Below are 17,212 nucleotides of genomic sequence, written 5' to 3'. Positions count from 1 at the left end.
GCCTCCGCAATCCCCTTGCCACAACAGGGACTATACTTAACTTATCAAAGTGGGTTAACAAGTTGCAGCGTTATCCCGGTTGGCACATGGCAATCATGGAGGTGGCATATGAAACGTAGAAGCGCGGACAGAGTGGGCAACTTTTTTATGGGGCTGGGGCTGGTCGTGATGATCGGCGGTGTCGGATACTCAATTATTGCTGAAGTATCCCAGTTCAATCTGCCGCAATTTTTCGCCCACGGCGCCATCATGAGCATCTTCGTCGGCGCGCTGTTGTGGCTGGTGGGCGCGCGTATCGGCGGCCGCGAACAGGTGGCGGATCGCTACTGGTGGGTAAAACACTTTGATAAACGGTGCCGCAACGATCAACATCGTTCGTCGCATTGATTAAAAAAGCAGAAGGGAAGCAAGAGCGGGGCAAGGGAACATCTGCCGTGCATTAAGGTTTGAGGTCATGTCGGACTACAAGTAGAAAACCCGTTGTTGCTCGCGCACCAACGGGTTTTTCTTTTTCTGCTGTCGGGCGCGCTATCTTTCCGGCGCAGTGGGCGCCGCACCGGAAAGACGACGAATTAATGCTCGAACATCGCAGAGATCGACTCTTCGTTGCTGATGCGGCGGATGGCTTCAGCCAGCATGCCGGACAGGGTCAGAGTGCGAACGTTTTTCAGTGCCTTGATTTCCGGCGACAGCGGAATGGTGTCGCAGACGATCACTTCATCAATCACCGAGTTCTTGATGTTGTCCACGGCGTTGCCGGAGAAGATCGGGTGCGTCGCGTAGGCGAATACGCGCTTGGCACCGCGTTCTTTCAACGCTTCAGCCGCTTTACACAAGGTGCCGCCGGTGTCGATCATGTCGTCGACCAGCACGCAGTCGCGGCCTGCCACGTCACCGATGATGTGCATCACCTGAGAAACGTTCGCGCGCGGGCGGCGTTTGTCGATGATGGCCATGTCGGTGTCGTTCAGCAGTTTGGCGATGGCGCGGGCGCGCACGACGCCGCCGATGTCCGGGGAAACCACGATCGGGTTTTCCAGGTTCTGCTGCAGCATGTCTTCCAGCAGGATCGGGCTGCCGAACACGTTGTCTACCGGTACGTCGAAGAAGCCTTGAATCTGCTCAGCATGCAGATCCACCGTCAGAACGCGGTCAACCCCTACGCTGGAGAGGAAATCGGCAACCACCTTGGCGGTGATTGGCACACGCGCGGAACGCACGCGGCGATCCTGGCGGGCATAGCCGAAGTAAGGGATAACGGCGGTAATACGACCTGCGGAGGCGCGACGCAGGGCGTCGACCATCACAACCAGTTCCATCAGGTTGTCGTTGGTCGGGGCACAGGTGGACTGGATGATGAAAATATCACCGCCGCGTACATTTTCGTTGATTTGCACGCTCACTTCGCCGTCGCTAAAACGACCTACAGCGGCGTCACCAAGGCTGGTGTACAAACGGTTGGCAATACGTTGTGCTAGTTCCGGGGTGGCGTTACCAGCAAAAAGCTTCATATCAGGCACGAGAAGAACCTCAGGCTTGCGTCCAGAGAAGATATTGTCATACGACATCGCCAAGGGGCAGTCGGCGACGCCGGCGCAATATACATACGGGTATGTAAAACTAAAATTGAGACCGCAGGCAGCGCAGGGATAACAGGGCCAGGTGTGCATGACCCTGCGCAGCGAAACGTTGAGCTACGACTCAAACCGCCCGGAACGAATGCGATGTAGTGGGGAGACGTTAACGCCGCGCGCTACAAAACCACACAACCACTCCGGGGCTTGATTTAACACCTGACGGGCGGCGATTTCTGTGTCGAATTCAGCAAACACACAAGCACCTGTGCCAGTCAGGCGTGACGGGGCGTATTCTAACAGCCATGAAAGAAGCTGTTCAACCTCGCGAAAACGTTTTCTTGCGATCGGTTCGCAATCATTTGCGTACGGCGCCTGCAACAGCTCACTTAAGGAGCGAACCGGGGTGTCCCTTTTCAATTCGGCGTCGCCGAAGATAACCGGCGTCGGGATGCCGACGCCGGGATGCGCCACCAGATACCATTTTTCCTGCGGCTCGGCCGGCTGCAGGCGCTCGCCGATGCCTTCGGCGAAGGCGGCGTGGCCGCGCACGAACACCGGCACGTCGGCGCCGAGGCTAAGCCCCAACGCAGCCAGTTGGTCGTCGTCAAGGCCGCAGCGCCACAGTTCGTTCAGCGCCACCAGCACGGTGGCGGCGTTGGAAGAGCCGCCGCCTAGGCCGCCGCCCATCGGCAGGCGCTTGTCGATGCTGATGTCGGCGCCGCGCGGTGCGGTCTGCAGACCCTGTTCATCACAATAGCGCTGCAGCAGGCGGGCGGCGCGCACGATCAGGTTCTGCTCGTCCGGCACGCCGTCGACCGGCGTCAGCAGGTTAATGCGATCGTCCTGGCGCGGGTCAATGGTCAGGGTGTCGCCGTAGTCCAAAAACTGGAACATCGTCTGCAGCAGGTGATAGCCGTCTTCACGACGGCCGGTGATGTACAGAAACAGGTTGAGCTTCGCGGGGGAGGGCCACTGGCGGATCATTTGAGCGTCCAGTTATCCATTTTCAGCTTGATGCGTTGGTCGCCCTGCTGCAGCTCCAAACGGTTCGGCAGCGTCGGCTGCACCTCGGTGCTGTAGCTCTGGTAATCCACTTTCCAGGTTTGACCGCCTTGCTGGTAGGTCAGTTTGCTCAGGCGATATTGGTCATCCAGCGCAAAATCGCTGGCTTCGCCCGGCAGGCCGACCATCCACTGGCGCAGGTTGTTCAGCGGGATCGCCATCCCGGTCAGCTTGCGGATCATCTCTTCCGGGTTGTCGCTGACGTAGCGTTTGCCCTGGTTGTCGGTCAGCTGCACCACGTTTTTCTGTACGTTGAGATCCATTTCCGTGCTGCCCAGCGGGTTAGTCAGTAGCAGGCGGTAGCGCTCCGGCGAAAACTGCTGCCAGAAGAAGCGGGCATAGACTTTTTTCTGATCAGACAAGTAGGCGAAAGAGCCGCGGGTCTGATAGGTGCTAAGCTGCTGCACCGCCTGCTCATGGGCGCGCCACTGCGGTGAGGTCGGGCTGGTGGCCGGGCCGGTTGGCTTGGTGGTGGTACAAGCGGCCAGCACCAGGCTGGCCAGCGGGATCAGACGGAGCAAACTAACTTTGCGTATTGGCATAACTTTTTCTTGTCCTTTTGTCCTTGCGGGCATGCGCGACGAAACCCGGATTCAGCGCTCACGCTAACGGGGCGGCGGCGGCGCGTCAATTTTTTGCTGCATCGCGTTGAATCTTGCCGCGTTTATCGGCGTAGTGCCAACGCGGCGCGCGCGTCGGGGTTGCCATTAAGCGTAACACAATCGCCTGAAGGCGGGGGAGGCGCTCCCGATAAGCGGTGCAGAGTTGCGCAAACGCCAACGTTATGTGCGCCGAATAGCGTGCGCGTCTTCGCAAACTGCGCTAAAATTTAAACCATCAACCTACCCTTTGACTATTTATCCCGCTGTATTTATTACTTATTCATTAATTGATGTCGTCTATGACAGCGATTGAACGGAAGATGCGGTTGTTACTTTTATTGATCCCGCGCATCAAGTAGAATGCCGCTCAACGAGAACCCGTACCAACAGAAGTATTACTCGAAGCAATGACCCTGCTGGCGTTAGGTATAAATCACAAAACCGCTCCGGTTTCTCTGCGTGAAAGGGTGACCTTCTCGCCAGAGTCCATCGATGAGGCGCTGACCAGCTTGCTCCAACAACCGTTGGTGCAGGGCGGCGTCGTGTTGTCCACCTGCAACCGCACCGAGCTGTACCTCAGCGTGGAGCAGCAGGAACACATGCACGAGCAGCTGGTCGCCTGGCTGTGCGCCTACCACAATCTGCGTCCGGAAGAGGTGAAGAAAAGCCTCTACTGGCATCAAGGCAATGACGCGGTCAGCCATCTGATGCGGGTGGCCAGCGGGTTGGATTCGCTGGTGCTGGGCGAACCGCAAATCCTCGGCCAGGTGAAAAAGGCCTTCGCCGAGTCACAACGCGGCCAGTCGCTGTCCGGCGAGTTAGAGCGTCTGTTCCAGAAATCCTTCTCCGTCGCCAAGCGCGTGCGCACCGAAACCGAAATCGGCGCCAGCGCAGTCTCCGTGGCGTTCGCCGCCTGTACGCTGGCGCGGCAGATCTTCGAATCGCTGGCCGATCTCAACGTCTTGCTGGTGGGCGCCGGTGAAACCATCGAGCTGGTGGCGCGCCACCTGCGCGAACACAAAGTGCGGCACATGATCATCGCCAACCGCACCCGCGAGCGCGCGCAGCTGCTGGCGGACGAAGTCGGCGCGGAAGTGATCACCCTGCCGGAAATCGACGAACGCCTGGCGGACGCCGACATCATCATCAGTTCCACCGCCAGCCCGCTGCCGATCATCGGCAAGGGGATGGTGGAGCGGGCGCTGAAAGCGCGCCGCAACCAGCCGATGCTGCTGGTGGATATCGCCGTACCGCGCGATATCGAGCCGGAGGTCGGCAAGCTGGCCAACGCTTATCTGTACAGCGTGGACGATCTGCACGCCATCATTCAAAGCAACCTGGCGCAGCGCAAAGCGGCGGCGGTGCAGGCGGAATCGATCGTGCAGCAGGAAAGCACCAACTTTATGGCCTGGCTGCGTTCGCAGGGCGCGGTGGAAACCATCCGCGACTACCGTTCGCAGGCCGACCAGATCCGCGCAGAGATGGAGGCCAAAGCGCTGGCCGCCATCGCGCAGGGCGCCAACGTGGAGCAGGTTATTCACGAGCTGGCCCATAAACTGACCAACCGTCTTATTCATGCCCCTACCAAATCCCTCCAGCAGGCCGCCGGCGACGGTGACGTGGAGCGGTTGCAGTTATTACGCGACAGCCTCGGGCTGGATCAGCATTAGTTTTCTCTATTAACAGGGTTTATTACCACGCATGAAGCCTTCTATTGTTGCCAAACTGGAAGCGTTACAAGAGCGCCATGAAGAAGTGCAGGCGCTGCTCGGCGATGCCGGCGTTATCGCCGACCAAGACCGGTTCCGCGCGCTGTCGCGAGAATACGCGCAGCTGACCGACGTCAGCCGCTGCTTCCTGGAATGGCGTCAGGTGCAGGAGGATCTGGAGACGGCGGAAATGATGCTGGACGATCCGGAAATGCGCGAGATGGCGCAGGAAGAGCTGAAACAGGCGCGGGCGAGCAGCGAAGCGCTGGAACAGCAGCTGCAGGTGTTGCTGCTGCCGAAAGATCCGGATGATGAGCGCAGCTGTTTCCTCGAAGTGCGCGCCGGCACCGGCGGCGATGAGGCGGCGATCTTCGCCGGCGATCTGTTCCGCATGTACAGCCGTTACGCCGAAGGCCGCCGGTGGCGCGTCGAGGTGATGAGCGCCAACGAAGGCGAGCACGGCGGCTTCAAAGAAGTGATCGCCAAAGTTTCCGGCGACGGCGTGTACGGCCAGCTGAAGTTTGAATCCGGCGGCCACCGCGTGCAGCGCGTGCCGGAAACCGAATCCCAGGGGCGCATCCACACCTCCGCCTGCACCGTGGCGGTGATGCCGGAAGTGCCGGAAGCCGAGCTGCCGGACATCAACCCGGGCGATCTGAAAATCGACACCTTCCGCTCCTCCGGCGCCGGCGGTCAGCACGTTAACACCACCGATTCGGCGATCCGCATTACCCACCTGCCGACCGGCATCGTGGTGGAGTGCCAGGACGAACGTTCACAGCACAAAAACAAAGCCAAGGCGATGTCGGTGCTGGGCGCGCGCATTCGCGCCGCCGAGATGGCCAAGCGCCAGCAAGCCGAGGCGTCCACTCGCCGCAACCTGCTGGGCAGCGGCGATCGTTCCGATCGCAACCGCACCTACAACTTCCCGCAGGGGCGGGTGACCGACCACCGCATCAACCTGACGCTCTACCGTCTGGATGAAGTGATGGAAGGCAAACTGGACATGCTGATCCAGCCGATCGTGCAGGAGTATCAGGCCGATCAGCTGGCTGCGCTGTCCGCCGAGCAAGAGTGATGGATTATCAACACTGGCTGAAAGCCGCCGCCGCGCGTTTGACCCACAGCGACAGCGCCCGGCGTGACGCGGAAATCCTGTTGGGTTTCGTGACCGGCAAGGCCAGAACCTTCCTGATGGCGTTCGGGGAAACCCTGCTGACGCCGCCGCAGCAACAGCAGCTGGAGACGCTGCTGGCGCGCCGCGAACGCGGTGAGCCGGTGGCCTATCTGGTGGGCGAGCGCGAGTTTTGGTCGCTGCCGCTGTCGGTCTCGCCCGCGACGCTGATCCCGCGCCCGGATACCGAATGCCTGGTGGAACTGGCGCTGGCGCGCCTGCCGCCGCAACCCTGCCACTTCCTCGATCTCGGCACCGGCACCGGCGCCATTGCGCTGGCGCTGGCCAGCGAGCGCCCGGATTGTTCGGCTATCGGCGTCGATGTGCAGCCGGAGGCGGTTGCGCTGGCGCAGCACAATGCGCACAAGCTGAAGATCGACAACGTCCGATTTTTACAGGGCAGCTGGTTTGCGCCCGTCGCGGGGCAACGTTTCGCGCTGATCGCCAGCAATCCGCCCTATATCGACGCCGCCGATCCGCATTTGTCACAGGGCGACGTGCGCTTCGAGCCGGGCAGTGCGCTGGTCGCCGCCGAGCATGGCTTGGCGGATCTGGCCGCCATCGTGCGCCAGGCGCCGCACTATCTGCAGCCGCAGGGCTGGCTGCTGTTGGAACATGGCTGGCAGCAGGGTGAGAGCGTGCGCGCGTTGCTGCAGGCCGCCGGATTTTCCGCTGTCGCCACCCACCGTGATTACGGCGACAACGACCGCGTGACGCTCGGCCAATGGCCGGGATAAGCGCCCTCATAATAACGACGCCCGGGCCATTTAAGGGAGCATCATGACTGCATACACCGCGTTGAAACATTTCCATTTGCTGACGGTCGCCATCAGTATTACCTTGTTTGTGCTGCGTTTCTTTTGGCAGTGGCGCCGTTCGCCGATCATGGGCCGCCGCTGGGTCAAGATAGCGCCGCACCTGAATGACACGCTGCTGTTCGTCAGCGGCATCGCGCTGGTGGTGACGTTCGCGTTTTATCCGCTGCTGGGTATGGACTCATGGCTGACCGAGAAGCTGTTTGGCGTTATTATCTATATCCTGCTTGGCTACGTCGCATTGGGCAAGAAGACCAAAAATCAGCGGCTGCGAACCGTGGCGTTCGTGCTGGCGTTGGGCTGCCTGTACCTGATAATTAAACTTGCCACGACGAAAATACCGTTTCTGATGGGATACCTATGAGTAGCATTGCTGATTTTGAATTTAACACCTCGCCGCTGAGCGAAGGGGTGATCCTGGTGTCGCAGTCGGTGCGGCGCGATTTCCCGGCTGCCGACGTGGAGCGCAAGCTGCAACAACTGGTGGACGAAGCGCGCGCGGTGGTGCCGGCCGATATCACTCAGGAGCAGCAACTGGATGCGCTCATTGAACTGTTCTACAAGACCTGGGGATTCGGCGGCGCCAGCGGCGTGTACCGCCTGTCGGACGCCATCTGGCTGGACAAGGTGCTGGAGGGGCGGCAGGGCACGCCGGTTTCGCTCGGCACCATCTTCCTGCACATCGCCAACGCGCTGGATCTGCCGCTGCTGCCGGTGATTTTCCCCACTCAGCTGATCCTGCGCGCCGATTGGCTGGATGAAGAGCTGTGGCTGATCAACCCGCTGAACGGCGAAACCCTGAGCGAACACCAGCTGGAAGTGTGGATTAAGGGCAACCTGGGCTTGGGTGCCGAGCTGGAAGACGACGATCTCGACGAATCCGAGAACATCATGGTGGTGCGCAAGATGCTGGATACGCTGAAGGCCGCTCTGATGGAAGAAAAGCAGCTGGAAATGGCGCTGCGCACCAGTGAAACGGTGTTGTGCTTCGATCCGGAAGATCCGTACGAGATCCGCGACCGCGGGCTGATTTACGCCCAGCTGGAGTGCAACCATATCGCGATTTCCGATCTCAACTATTTTGTCGAGCAGTGCCCTGAAGACCCGGTCAGCGAAGTGATCAAAGTGCAGATCCATTCGATTGAGCCGAAACAGGTGACGCTGCATTAATTTAATGACTCCGTGCAGTTTGCAAGGCGACGGTTACAACCTTAACAAAGGCGAAAGCATGAAACAGAAAGTGGTTAGCATTGGCGACATCGACGTAGCAAACGACCTGCCGTTTGTGCTGTTTGGCGGTATGAACGTGCTGGAATCGCGCGATCTGGCGATGAGCATCTGCGAGCACTACGTCACCGTGACGCAAAAACTGGGCATCCCTTACGTTTTCAAAGCCTCTTTCGACAAAGCCAACCGTTCTTCCATCCACTCGTACCGCGGTCCGGGCCTGGAAGAAGGGATGAAGATCTTCGAAGAGCTGAAGAAAACCTTCGGCGTGAAAATCATCACCGACGTTCACGAAGCGGCGCAGGCGCAGCCGGTTTCCGAAGTGGTTGACGTGATCCAGCTGCCGGCCTTCCTGGCGCGTCAGACCGATCTGGTGGAAGCGATGGCGAAAACCGGCGCGGTGATCAACGTCAAGAAGCCGCAGTTCGTCAGCCCGGGGCAGATGGGCAATATCGTCGACAAGTTCAAAGAGGGCGGCAACGACCAGGTGATCCTGTGCGATCGCGGCAGCAACTTTGGCTATGACAACCTGGTGGTCGACATGCTGGGCATCAACGTGATGAAGAACGTGACCGGCGGCCATCCGGTGATCTTCGATGTGACCCACGCGCTGCAGACCCGCGATCCGTTCGGCGCCGCGTCCGGCGGCCGTCGCGCTCAGGTGGCCGAGCTGGCGCGTGCCGGCATGGCGGTTGGCCTGGCAGGGCTGTTCCTCGAGGCGCACCCGGATCCGAACAACGCCAAGTGCGACGGGCCGTCTGCGCTGCCGTTGGACAAGCTGGAACCGTTCCTGGCGCAGATGAAAGCCATCGACGACCTGGTGAAGAGCTTCCCGGAGCTGGATACCAGCAACTAAGCGCTCATCGCCAAAAAAAAGCCCGACGCGTCGGGCTTTTTTACGTTTAGGCGCCGGTGGCCGCCAGCGCTTCCGGCAGCGTCGGGTAGAACTGCAAGCGGCCCTCGATCGGCTGCACCCGCGCGCGCGCCAGGGTTTTCAGCGGCTGGAACGGCACGTCGGTGATCACCAGCTTTTTATCCGCCGGCAGCGCGTCGATAAAGCGCCGCAGGGCGCTCAGGCCGCCGGCGTCGAGCACCGGCACCGCATCCCACTGCAGCACGATCGTCCGGTAATCCTCGCTGCGCGCCAGCAGTTCGCTAAAGATGCGCTCGGCGGCGGCGAAGAACAGCGGGCCATTCACTCGCAGCACCAGGCGGCCATCGTCGGCGCTCAGCTCGCTCAGCCGCGTCATGCGGGCGATGCGACGCATAAACAGCAGCGACGCCAACACGATGCCCACGGTAATGGCGATCACCATGTCGAACAGCACCGTCAGCGACATGCACAGCAGCAGCACCAGAATGTCGTCCTTCGGCGCCCGGCGCAGCAGGTAAATCACTTTGTGCGCCTCGCTCATGTTCCAGGCGACCATCAACAGCAGCGCCGCCATCGCCGCCAGCGGCAGATAAGAGAGCCACGGCGCCAGAACCAGCAGCGCCAACAGCACCAGCAGCGCGTGGATGATGGCGGAAACCGGCGAGGTGGCGCCGGCGCGCACGTTGGCGGCCGATCGGGCAATCGCAGCGGTCGCGGTGATGCCGCCGAAGAACGGCGCGATGATGTTGCCCGCACCCTGGCCGATTAATTCGCTGTTCGAGTTATGCTTCTTGCCGGTCATGCCGTCGAGCACCACCGCGCACAGCAGCGATTCGATCGCCCCGAGCATCGCCATCGAAAACGCCGCCGGCAACAGGGCGGAAACGGTTTGCCAACTCAGAGTGAACGGTTGCCCGCCGCCGCCCGGCAGATCCCAGGGCAGCAACAGCTGCGGCAGGATCGGCGGAATGCCCTGGCCGCTGCTGCCATCGGCCAGCAGGTAGCTGAAGCGGGAGCCGATGGTCGCCACCGGGTGGTCAAACAGCGTCAGCAGCCCCATCAACGCGGTGCCCGCCAGCAGCGCCGGCAGGTGCCCGGGCACCCGCAGGCCGAGTTTGGGCCAGAAGATCAAAATCAGCAGCGTCACGGCGCCGATCAGGGTATCGCCGATATCCAGCGTCGGCAGCGCCTGCAGCAGGGCATACAGCTTGCCGACGTAATTTTCCGGCGTGTGCGTCAGCTGCAGGCCGAAGAAGTCCTTGATCTGCATGGTGGCGATGGTGATGGCGATGCCGGAGGTAAAGCCGAGCGTCACCGGCAGCGGAATGTACTCGATCAGCCTGCCAAAGCGCGCGAGCCCCATCAGCAGCAGAAATACCCCGGAGATCAGCGTGGCGACCAGCAGGCCGGCCAGGCCGAACTGCTGCGAGACCGGATAGAGGATCACCACGAAGGCGGCGGTGGGGCCGGAGACGCTGTAGCGCGAACCGCCGCTGACGGCGATGACGATGCCGGCGATGGCGGCGGTATACAGACCATACTGCGGCGGCACGCCGCTGGCGATCGCCAACGCCATCGCCAGCGGAATGGCGATAATACCGACCGTCACCCCGGCGATAGCGTCTTTCAGCAACCGCGCCAGGTTATAAGGTTCCCGCCAGCAGGCGTCTATCAGCGCGCTGAAGGGGCGAATTTTGTTTATTTCATGCGTTTTCATCTACGGTGCGTACCAAATCTTCAAAAGTGAAAGGAATGGCGGGCCCGATGAGGTCCGTCTTGTCACGTGACAGATACCATACGCCTTTTGTTCAGCGGATTACCAGACCTGTATCAATTTGGCGCAGGAAATCAGAGAGTCGCCCTTTTGTTCGGCGCTAAATTTCGATAATAGAGAAGTCAGCCGCAGATTCTGCGGCTGAAAAGAAAGGTGACAGTCAAGGTTTTAACGGTTATTGCAGGGCGGGCAGGGATAAGCCGAGAAAATGGGCTAAAGTGCTCACCAGCAGCTGGTGATCTTCCTTCTGCGGCGCGCCGGAAATGCTGATGCTGCCGACGCAGCCGAGGCCGGTCAGGGTGAGCGGGAAGGCGCCGCCGTGCACCGAATAGTCACGCACGCTCAGCCCGTAACGCTCCTCCAGCGACGTTTGCCGCTGCTGCAGGCGCAGGCCGATGGCGTAAGAGCTTTTGTGAAAATGGTTCACCAGATTGCGCTTGCGCCGCACCCAGTCGGCAATGTCCGGCGTTGCCCCCGGCATGGCGTAATAAAACAGCGTCTGCCCGGCCAGTTGGATCTCGATGGCGATGCTCAGGCCGCGCCGCTCGGCGGCGGTTTTCAGCGCCGCGCCCAGTTCCCAGGCGGTGGCGGCGTCAAAATGGGTAAAGGCCAGCGTCGCTTCCTGTTCGCTGAGCGCTTGCAGTTCATCGTCGATATTCATGCGGTTCTCCCCCGATAACACAACGCACAGAGTAGCCTGAAGCGGGCGTCGTGAGATAGACGGCTTGGCGATAAGATAGAACTGCTACTCTATTAATAGACTGTGTAAAATGGCCGCCGCCGAAGCGGAGACGACAGGGATGCGTTATTCAACGTCTGCACATTACCCCCTGGCGATCCCGAGGAGCGCGCTGACTATTTATGACTTACATTGCGTCCATTTCTACCCTTTACAGCGACGCCTGCATCACCTACGCCACGCTGTCGATAAGCTATTTCCTTCTCAGCAAGAATGCCCCTTTTTCTTATCAATCCGCACTGTGGAAGCGGGTTATTTTCGGCCTGCTGGCCGGGGTGGCGGTGCTGTATTTGAGCCAGGATCGGCTGGAGCTGACCGATAAGGTGCATTACAGCTTTGCGATGATCCCGATGATATTGGTGACTTTCTTCGGCGGCGGCGTCAGCGGGCTGGTGAGTTTTCTGTTCGCCATGACGCTGACCGGCGGTTTCACCGTCGATAACCTGTTCATCGCCTCGATCGTCGCGCCGCTGCTGTTGTCGCGCGTGTGGCTGAAAAAATCCCACCGGACGTTTTACCTGACGATCGGCATCATCGCGCTGTATCGCATCGCGGTGGTGTGGCTGCTGGTGGACATGAGCGGGCTGTGGCCGGATGTGTTGCTGTACCAGGCGGTTTCCGCGCTCTGTCTGGCGATTTGCTATCATGCACTGAATTTCAAAGAGCGCCATATCTACGCCTATTTCGCGATGCGCGCGCGCGCCACCACCGACAGCCTGACCCACATCAACAACCGCGCCAGCGTCGATTATCAGCTGATGCTGCAGCGTGCCGAGCGCCGCCCGTGCGGGCTGATGATCCTCGATTTGGATAACTTCAAAAGCATCAACGATACCTACGGCCATCCGGCCGGTGACGTGCTGCTGGCCAGCGTCGGCCGGCTGCTGCAAAACAGCGTGCGCAATGAGGACTTCGTCGGGCGCTACGGTGGCGAGGAGTTTATGGTGATCACCGCCAGCTACGATCCGCAGGTCATCGGCGGGGTGGCGGAGCGCATTCGCAGCGCGGTTGAAAGCTCGACGTTCTTGCTGAATGCGCACGACGAAGCGCACATCACGCTGTCGATCGGCGTGTCGCTGTATCTGCCGGGCATGAGGCTGGACAAGGCGATCGCCATGACCGACGAGGCCTTGTATGAGGCGAAGCGCAGCGGCAAAAACCGGGTGGTGACCAGCCGCGTGATGCAGCTGGCGCCGCTGGGCGCCGGATTCCCGCGCGAATAAGCCGCCCCCGCCGCCACGGCGGGGGCATTGGCTCAGACCGCCAGCGTGTGTTCGCGGAAGGCGTTCAGCAACTCTTCGGTGAACGTCAGGCGCTTCTGACGATCGGCCAGATCGAGCGTGAACTTCAGCTTGCTCGGGCCGTCCAGGCGGTAAACCTGCGGATTGCCCTGCAGCAGACCGATCAGATAGCCGGGATCGACGCGGTTATTGTCGCCGAACTCGATAAAGCCGCCGCGCTCGTTGCTCTCGATGCGTTTGATCCCCAGCTTCTGCGCATGCAGGCGCAGCGCCGCGCACTGCAACAGGTTGCGCGCCGCATCCGGCAACTGGCCGAAGCGGTCGATCAGCTCGACCTTCAGCTCGTCAAGCTCACCGTCGTTCTTCGCGCTGGCGATGCGCTTATACAGTGACAGGCGGGTATTGACGTCGGGAATGAAATCTTCCGGCAGCAGCGCCGGCATGCGCAACTCTACCTCGGTCTGGTTGCTGGTGAGATCTTCCAGCGACGGTTCGCGGCCGTTTTTCAACGCGTCGACGGCGCTTTCCAGCAGCTCCATATAGAGCGAGAAGCCGACGGTGGTCATCTGGCCGCTCTGGTCTTCGCCCAGCAGTTCGCCGGCGCCGCGGATCTCCAGATCGTGAGTCGCCAGCGCGAAACCGGCACCGAGATCTTCCAGCGACGCGATGGCCTCGAGCCGTTTATGAGCGTCGGTGCCCATGGCTTTCGGGTTTGGCGTCAACAGATAGGCGTAAGCCTGATGGTGGGAACGCCCGACGCGGCCGCGCAGTTGGTGCAGCTGCGCCAGGCCGAAGCGATCGGCCCGCTCGATGATGATGGTGTTGGCGCTGGGGATATCGATGCCGGTTTCGATGATGGTCGTGCACACCAGCACGTTGAAGCGCTGGTGGTGGAAATCGTTCATCACCCGTTCCAGATCGCGTTCGCGCATCTGACCGTGACCGATGGCGATGCGCGCCTCCGGCACCAGCTCAGCCAGGCGTTGCGCCGCTTTCTCGATGTTTTCCACGTCGTTGTAGAGGTAGTAAACCTGGCCGCCGCGCAGCACTTCGCGCAGGATCGCCTCGCGCACCACCAGACTGTCGTATTCGCGCACGAAGGTCTTCACCGCCAGCCGGCGCGCCGGCGGAGTGGCGATGATCGACAGATCGCGCATGCCGCTCATCGCCATGTTCAGCGTACGCGGGATCGGCGTGGCGGTCAGCGTCAGGATATCGACGTCGGCGCGCATCGCTTTGATGCGCTCCTTGTGGCGCACGCCAAAGCGGTGTTCTTCATCGACGATCAGCAGCCCCAAATCCTTCCAGCGCAGATCGCTCTGCAGCAGTTTGTGGGTGCCGATGATGATGTCCACTTTGCCATCGGCCGCGTCGTCCAGCACCTGCTGCTGCTCTTTGGCGCTGCGGAAGCGCGACATCATCTCGATGCGGATCGGCCAGGTGGCGAAGCGATCGCGGAAGTTGTCGAAGTGCTGCTGTGCCAGCAGGGTGGTCGGCACCAGCACCGCCACCTGCTTGCCGTTTTCCACCGCCAGGAAGGCGGCGCGCATCGCCACTTCGGTTTTGCCGAAGCCGACGTCGCCGCACACCAGGCGGTCCATCGCCAGCGGCTGGCACATGTCGCTCAGCACCGCGTTGATCGCCTGTTCCTGATCCGGCGTGGTTTCGAACGGGAAGGTCTGGCAGAACAGCTGGTATTGTTCGCGGTTATGCTTGAAGGCGAAACCGGCCTTGGCGGCGCGCTGGGCGTAAATATCCAGCAGCTCCGCCGCGACGTCGCGCACCCGTTCGGCCGCTTTTTGCCGCGCGCGTGTCCAGGCGTCGCCGCCCAGTTTGTGCAACGGAGCGTTTTCATCCGCGCCGCCGGCGTAGCGGCTGATCAGATGCAGCGAAGACACCGGTACGTACAGCTTGTCCTCACCGGCGTAGGAGAGGATCAGGTATTCAGCCTTGATGCCGCCGGCTTCCAGCGTGGTCAGGCCGACATAGCGGCCAACGCCGTGCTCCAGGTGCACCACCGGCTGGCCGGGATGCAGCTCCGCCAGGTTGCGGATCAGGGTATCGGTGTTGATGGTGCGCCGGTTGTCCTGCCGGCGGCGGCTGACGCGCTCGCCGAGCAGATCGCTTTCGCAGATCAGTGCACGCTGGCGCAGGCCGTCGAGGAAGCCGTGTTCGGCGGCGCCGACCATCATGTAACGGCCCGCGGTTTCCGCCTGATCGAGACGCTGGATCAGCGCCGGCGCCAGCTTGATGCGGCCGAGCAGATCCTGCAGCGTTTCACGCCGCCCCTCGCTCTCGACGGAGAAAATCACGCTGCCGACGAAGCCTTCGATAAAGCGCCGCAGATTATCCAGCGGGGATTTATGCTGCGCCTGTACCGCCAGATCGGGCAGGGCATGGTAATCCAGATTGGTATTGCCGGCCTTGGCCGGCAGCTCATCGGTTTTCAGCGCGATGCGCGGCCAGGCTTTCAGCTCGCCGAACAGCGCGTCAACGCGCAGCCACAGCGTATCCGGCGCCAGCAGCGGGCGCATCGGATCGACGCGGCGGCTTTCGTAACGCTGGTTGACGTCCTGCCAGAAGCGCTCGGCGGCGCCCTCCAGATCGCCGGTATTGACGATCAGCGTATTGGCCGGCAGGTAGCTGAACAGCGATGGCAGCGGCTGGCTGAAGAACAGCGGCTGCCAGTATTCGATACCGGCGGGCCAGGCGCTTTTGCTGACCTGCTGATAGATGTGCTCGGCGTCGCGACGCACCTCAAACTGCTCGCGCCACTGGCTGCGGAACAGCTCGATGGCGTTCTTGTCGGTGGGGAACTCGTGGGCCGGCAACAGATTGATGGCCTCGACTTCGCTCAGCGTGCGCTGGGTATCGACGTCGAAGATGCGCAGGCTGTCGATTTCGTCATCGAAGAAGTCGATGCGGTAAGGCTCATCGCTGCCCATCGGGTAAAGATCGAGCAATGCGCCGCGGGTGGCGAATTCGCCGTGCTCCATCACCTGATCGACGCTGCGGTAACCGGCCTGTTCCAGCTGCGCGCGCAGCTTATCGCGCGACAGGCGCTGGCCTTTCTTCATCACCAGCGCGTGGCCGTGCAGGAATTCGTGCGGGCAGACGCGCTGCATCAGGGTGTTGACCGGCAGAATGATCACGCCGCGCGCCATGGTCGGCAGGTGATACAGGCTCGACAAACGATCCGAGATGATTTCCTGATGCGGCGAGAAGCTGTCGTACGGCAGGGTTTCCCAGTCGGACAGCGTGGTCACCATCTGATCGGTGAACTGCTGGATCTCGTCGCGCAGCCGCAGGGCGTTTTGCATATCCGGCGCGATCAGCATCACCGGGCCAGGGTGGCGCTCGACGATCTCGGCGCACTCCACGGCGCAGGCCGCGCCGGTCAGTTGCCCCAGCTGGCGCAGATCGCCCGCGCGATCGGGCAGAGAATAACGAGGGGATGAAGAACGGTTACGGCTATCGGAAGTGCTCATTCAGGTATCTTTAATCAATGTGTTAGAGGGCGTCCCGGCACGGATAACCCAGTGCTTTTATGCTGTTTATAGTAGCCCAGCGGCCGGTAAACTGACACCGATAAAAGTGCCCTATCTCGTTAGTTATCGGGGCGACGATGCACGCAAGCGCGACGCCAACAAGGCGTCGCCGGAAGGAAAGATAGAACGCCAGTCAGCGCAAGATTAGCGCTTTTGATATTCGTCAAAGGACAAGTAATCCGTATTCAGCACAATTGACTCTTTGCGCGAAATAATCTTGGCCGGCATGCCTGCCACGATGCAGTTTGGCTCAATGTCACTGGTGACAACGGAGTTGGCGCCAATCGTCACATTGTCACCGATAGTGACCGGACCAACGATCTTGGCTCCGGCTGCAATGGTGACGTTATCGCCGATAGTGGCGACGTCTTCACGGCTTTTGAAGAGGTTGTTGCCGATGGTCACACCTTGCAGGATGGTGCAATTTTTACCAATCTTCACGTTGGGATGGATAACGATGCCGCCGAAGTGCGGAATAAGCAGGCCTTCACCGATACTGGCCTGATGGGGAATTTCGATGCCATATTTTATCTGCAGGCGCTTGAGATTTTTCACCAGTAGACGAAAACAAAGTCTCTCAAAGATATTGCGTTTTTTGGCGTGAAAATCACTGTGCAGCCGCAAGGTGAAAATGTAGTTAAAGCCGACGTAGTTCTGTTGGAAAAGGGACTTGATTAGCCTTGCGATGCCAGACTTTCTGCTCGCGCGAAAGAAGTCGGCATAGATTTTATATTTTGTTTCCGTTCTCATTGATTGCCCTTGCGTTTAACCGATAACTATCATCAACTTTGTCAATGTTGGCAGATAGTAGCATAGGGTGAAATCGCTGGCGATCCTGCGCTCAGAACCTTGAGTGAAACCCGCTTGGCC

General features: G+C 60.5%; 15 protein-coding genes. 8 read left to right on the top strand and 7 right to left on the bottom strand.

Annotation, left to right across the window (positions count from 1 at the left end; all coding sequences use genetic code 11):
• Window positions 1–108 precede the first annotated feature (108 nt).
• Window positions 109–387 carry a stress-induced protein YchH gene (gene ychH, locus AC2CGQ_RS09840; RefSeq protein ID WP_004941056.1) on the top strand — a complete coding sequence of 93 codons (279 nt, stop codon included), beginning with the start codon at window positions 109–111 and terminating at the stop codon, window positions 385–387.
• Window positions 388–572: 185 nt separating this feature from the next.
• Here ychH and prs read toward each other — a convergent pair whose 3' ends face one another.
• The 3 genes from prs to lolB all read right to left on the bottom strand — a co-directional run bounded on the left by prs (window position 573) and on the right by lolB (window position 3,181).
• Window positions 573–1,520, bottom strand: coding sequence for a ribose-phosphate diphosphokinase (gene prs, locus AC2CGQ_RS09835; RefSeq protein ID WP_004941061.1), 948 nt, complete (start codon window positions 1,518–1,520; stop codon window positions 573–575).
• 174 nt (window positions 1,521–1,694) lie between these two features.
• Window positions 1,695–2,561, bottom strand: coding sequence for a 4-(cytidine 5'-diphospho)-2-C-methyl-D-erythritol kinase (ispE, locus tag AC2CGQ_RS09830; protein ID WP_484593637.1), 867 nt, complete (start codon window positions 2,559–2,561; stop codon window positions 1,695–1,697).
• On the bottom strand, window positions 2,558–3,181 hold the full coding sequence (gene lolB / locus AC2CGQ_RS09825; RefSeq protein ID WP_004941069.1) for a lipoprotein insertase outer membrane protein LolB: 624 nt from the start codon (window positions 3,179–3,181) through the stop codon (window positions 2,558–2,560). Before lolB ends, ispE begins: the two co-directional genes overlap by 4 nt.
• Window positions 3,182–3,648: 467 nt before the next feature.
• Here lolB and hemA point away from each other — a divergent pair, with 467 nt between their 5' ends.
• From hemA to kdsA, 6 genes are read left to right on the top strand one after another with little or no spacing between them, the layout of a single operon-like run.
• The gene (gene hemA, locus AC2CGQ_RS09820) at window positions 3,649–4,911 is read left to right on the top strand and encodes a glutamyl-tRNA reductase (RefSeq protein WP_019454778.1); all 1,263 of its coding nucleotides are present in this window, start codon (window positions 3,649–3,651) and stop codon (window positions 4,909–4,911) included.
• Between the two features lie 31 nt (window positions 4,912–4,942).
• Window positions 4,943–6,028, top strand: a complete 1,086-nt coding sequence (prfA, locus tag AC2CGQ_RS09815) for a peptide chain release factor 1 (RefSeq protein WP_015377573.1) — start codon at window positions 4,943–4,945, stop codon at window positions 6,026–6,028.
• Window positions 6,028–6,861, top strand: coding sequence for a peptide chain release factor N(5)-glutamine methyltransferase (prmC, locus tag AC2CGQ_RS09810; RefSeq protein WP_049188211.1), 834 nt, complete (start codon window positions 6,028–6,030; stop codon window positions 6,859–6,861). The genes prfA and prmC overlap by 1 nt, the downstream gene beginning before the upstream one ends.
• 40 nt (window positions 6,862–6,901) lie before the next feature.
• Window positions 6,902–7,303, top strand: a complete 402-nt coding sequence (locus AC2CGQ_RS09805; protein ID WP_484593719.1) for a SirB2 family protein — start codon at window positions 6,902–6,904, stop codon at window positions 7,301–7,303.
• Window positions 7,300–8,109 (top strand): invasion regulator SirB1, encoded by an 810-nt coding sequence (sirB1, locus tag AC2CGQ_RS09800; protein WP_015377575.1) that lies wholly within the window; start codon window positions 7,300–7,302, stop codon window positions 8,107–8,109. The genes AC2CGQ_RS09805 and sirB1 overlap by 4 nt, the downstream gene beginning before the upstream one ends.
• A 58-nt stretch (window positions 8,110–8,167) precedes the next feature.
• Window positions 8,168–9,022 (top strand): 3-deoxy-8-phosphooctulonate synthase, encoded by an 855-nt coding sequence (gene kdsA / locus AC2CGQ_RS09795; protein WP_004941087.1) that lies wholly within the window; start codon window positions 8,168–8,170, stop codon window positions 9,020–9,022.
• 46 nt (window positions 9,023–9,068) lie between these two features.
• On the opposite strand, the gene dauA is transcribed toward kdsA, so the two are convergent.
• Together dauA and AC2CGQ_RS09785 are read right to left on the bottom strand one after the other, a co-directional pair.
• Window positions 9,069–10,757, bottom strand: coding sequence for a C4-dicarboxylic acid transporter DauA (gene dauA, locus AC2CGQ_RS09790; protein ID WP_015377577.1), 1,689 nt, complete (start codon window positions 10,755–10,757; stop codon window positions 9,069–9,071).
• Between the two features lie 232 nt (window positions 10,758–10,989).
• The gene (locus AC2CGQ_RS09785) at window positions 10,990–11,475 is read right to left on the bottom strand and encodes a heme-degrading domain-containing protein (protein ID WP_004941092.1); all 486 of its coding nucleotides are present in this window, start codon (window positions 11,473–11,475) and stop codon (window positions 10,990–10,992) included.
• Between the two features lie 200 nt (window positions 11,476–11,675).
• Between AC2CGQ_RS09785 and AC2CGQ_RS09780 the strand changes: the two genes are divergently transcribed.
• Window positions 11,676–12,776 carry a GGDEF domain-containing protein gene (locus tag AC2CGQ_RS09780; RefSeq protein ID WP_484593636.1) on the top strand — a complete coding sequence of 367 codons (1,101 nt, stop codon included), beginning with the start codon at window positions 11,676–11,678 and terminating at the stop codon, window positions 12,774–12,776.
• A gap of 32 nt (window positions 12,777–12,808) precedes the next feature.
• On the opposite strand, the gene mfd is transcribed toward AC2CGQ_RS09780, so the two are convergent.
• Window positions 12,809–16,282, bottom strand: a complete 3,474-nt coding sequence (mfd, locus tag AC2CGQ_RS09775) for a transcription-repair coupling factor (protein WP_021504825.1) — start codon at window positions 16,280–16,282, stop codon at window positions 12,809–12,811.
• A gap of 204 nt (window positions 16,283–16,486) precedes the next feature.
• A complete protein-coding gene (locus AC2CGQ_RS09770; RefSeq protein ID WP_164122932.1) occupies window positions 16,487–17,092 on the bottom strand; it encodes a serine O-acetyltransferase in 606 nt (201 codons plus the stop codon).
• Window positions 17,093–17,212: the final 120 nt, after the last annotated feature.

The organism is Serratia sp. DFXYC6, from assembly GCF_057196085.1.
Note: the sequence above shows the minus strand (reverse complement) of the source record. Positions and strands in the feature narration are given on the sequence as shown.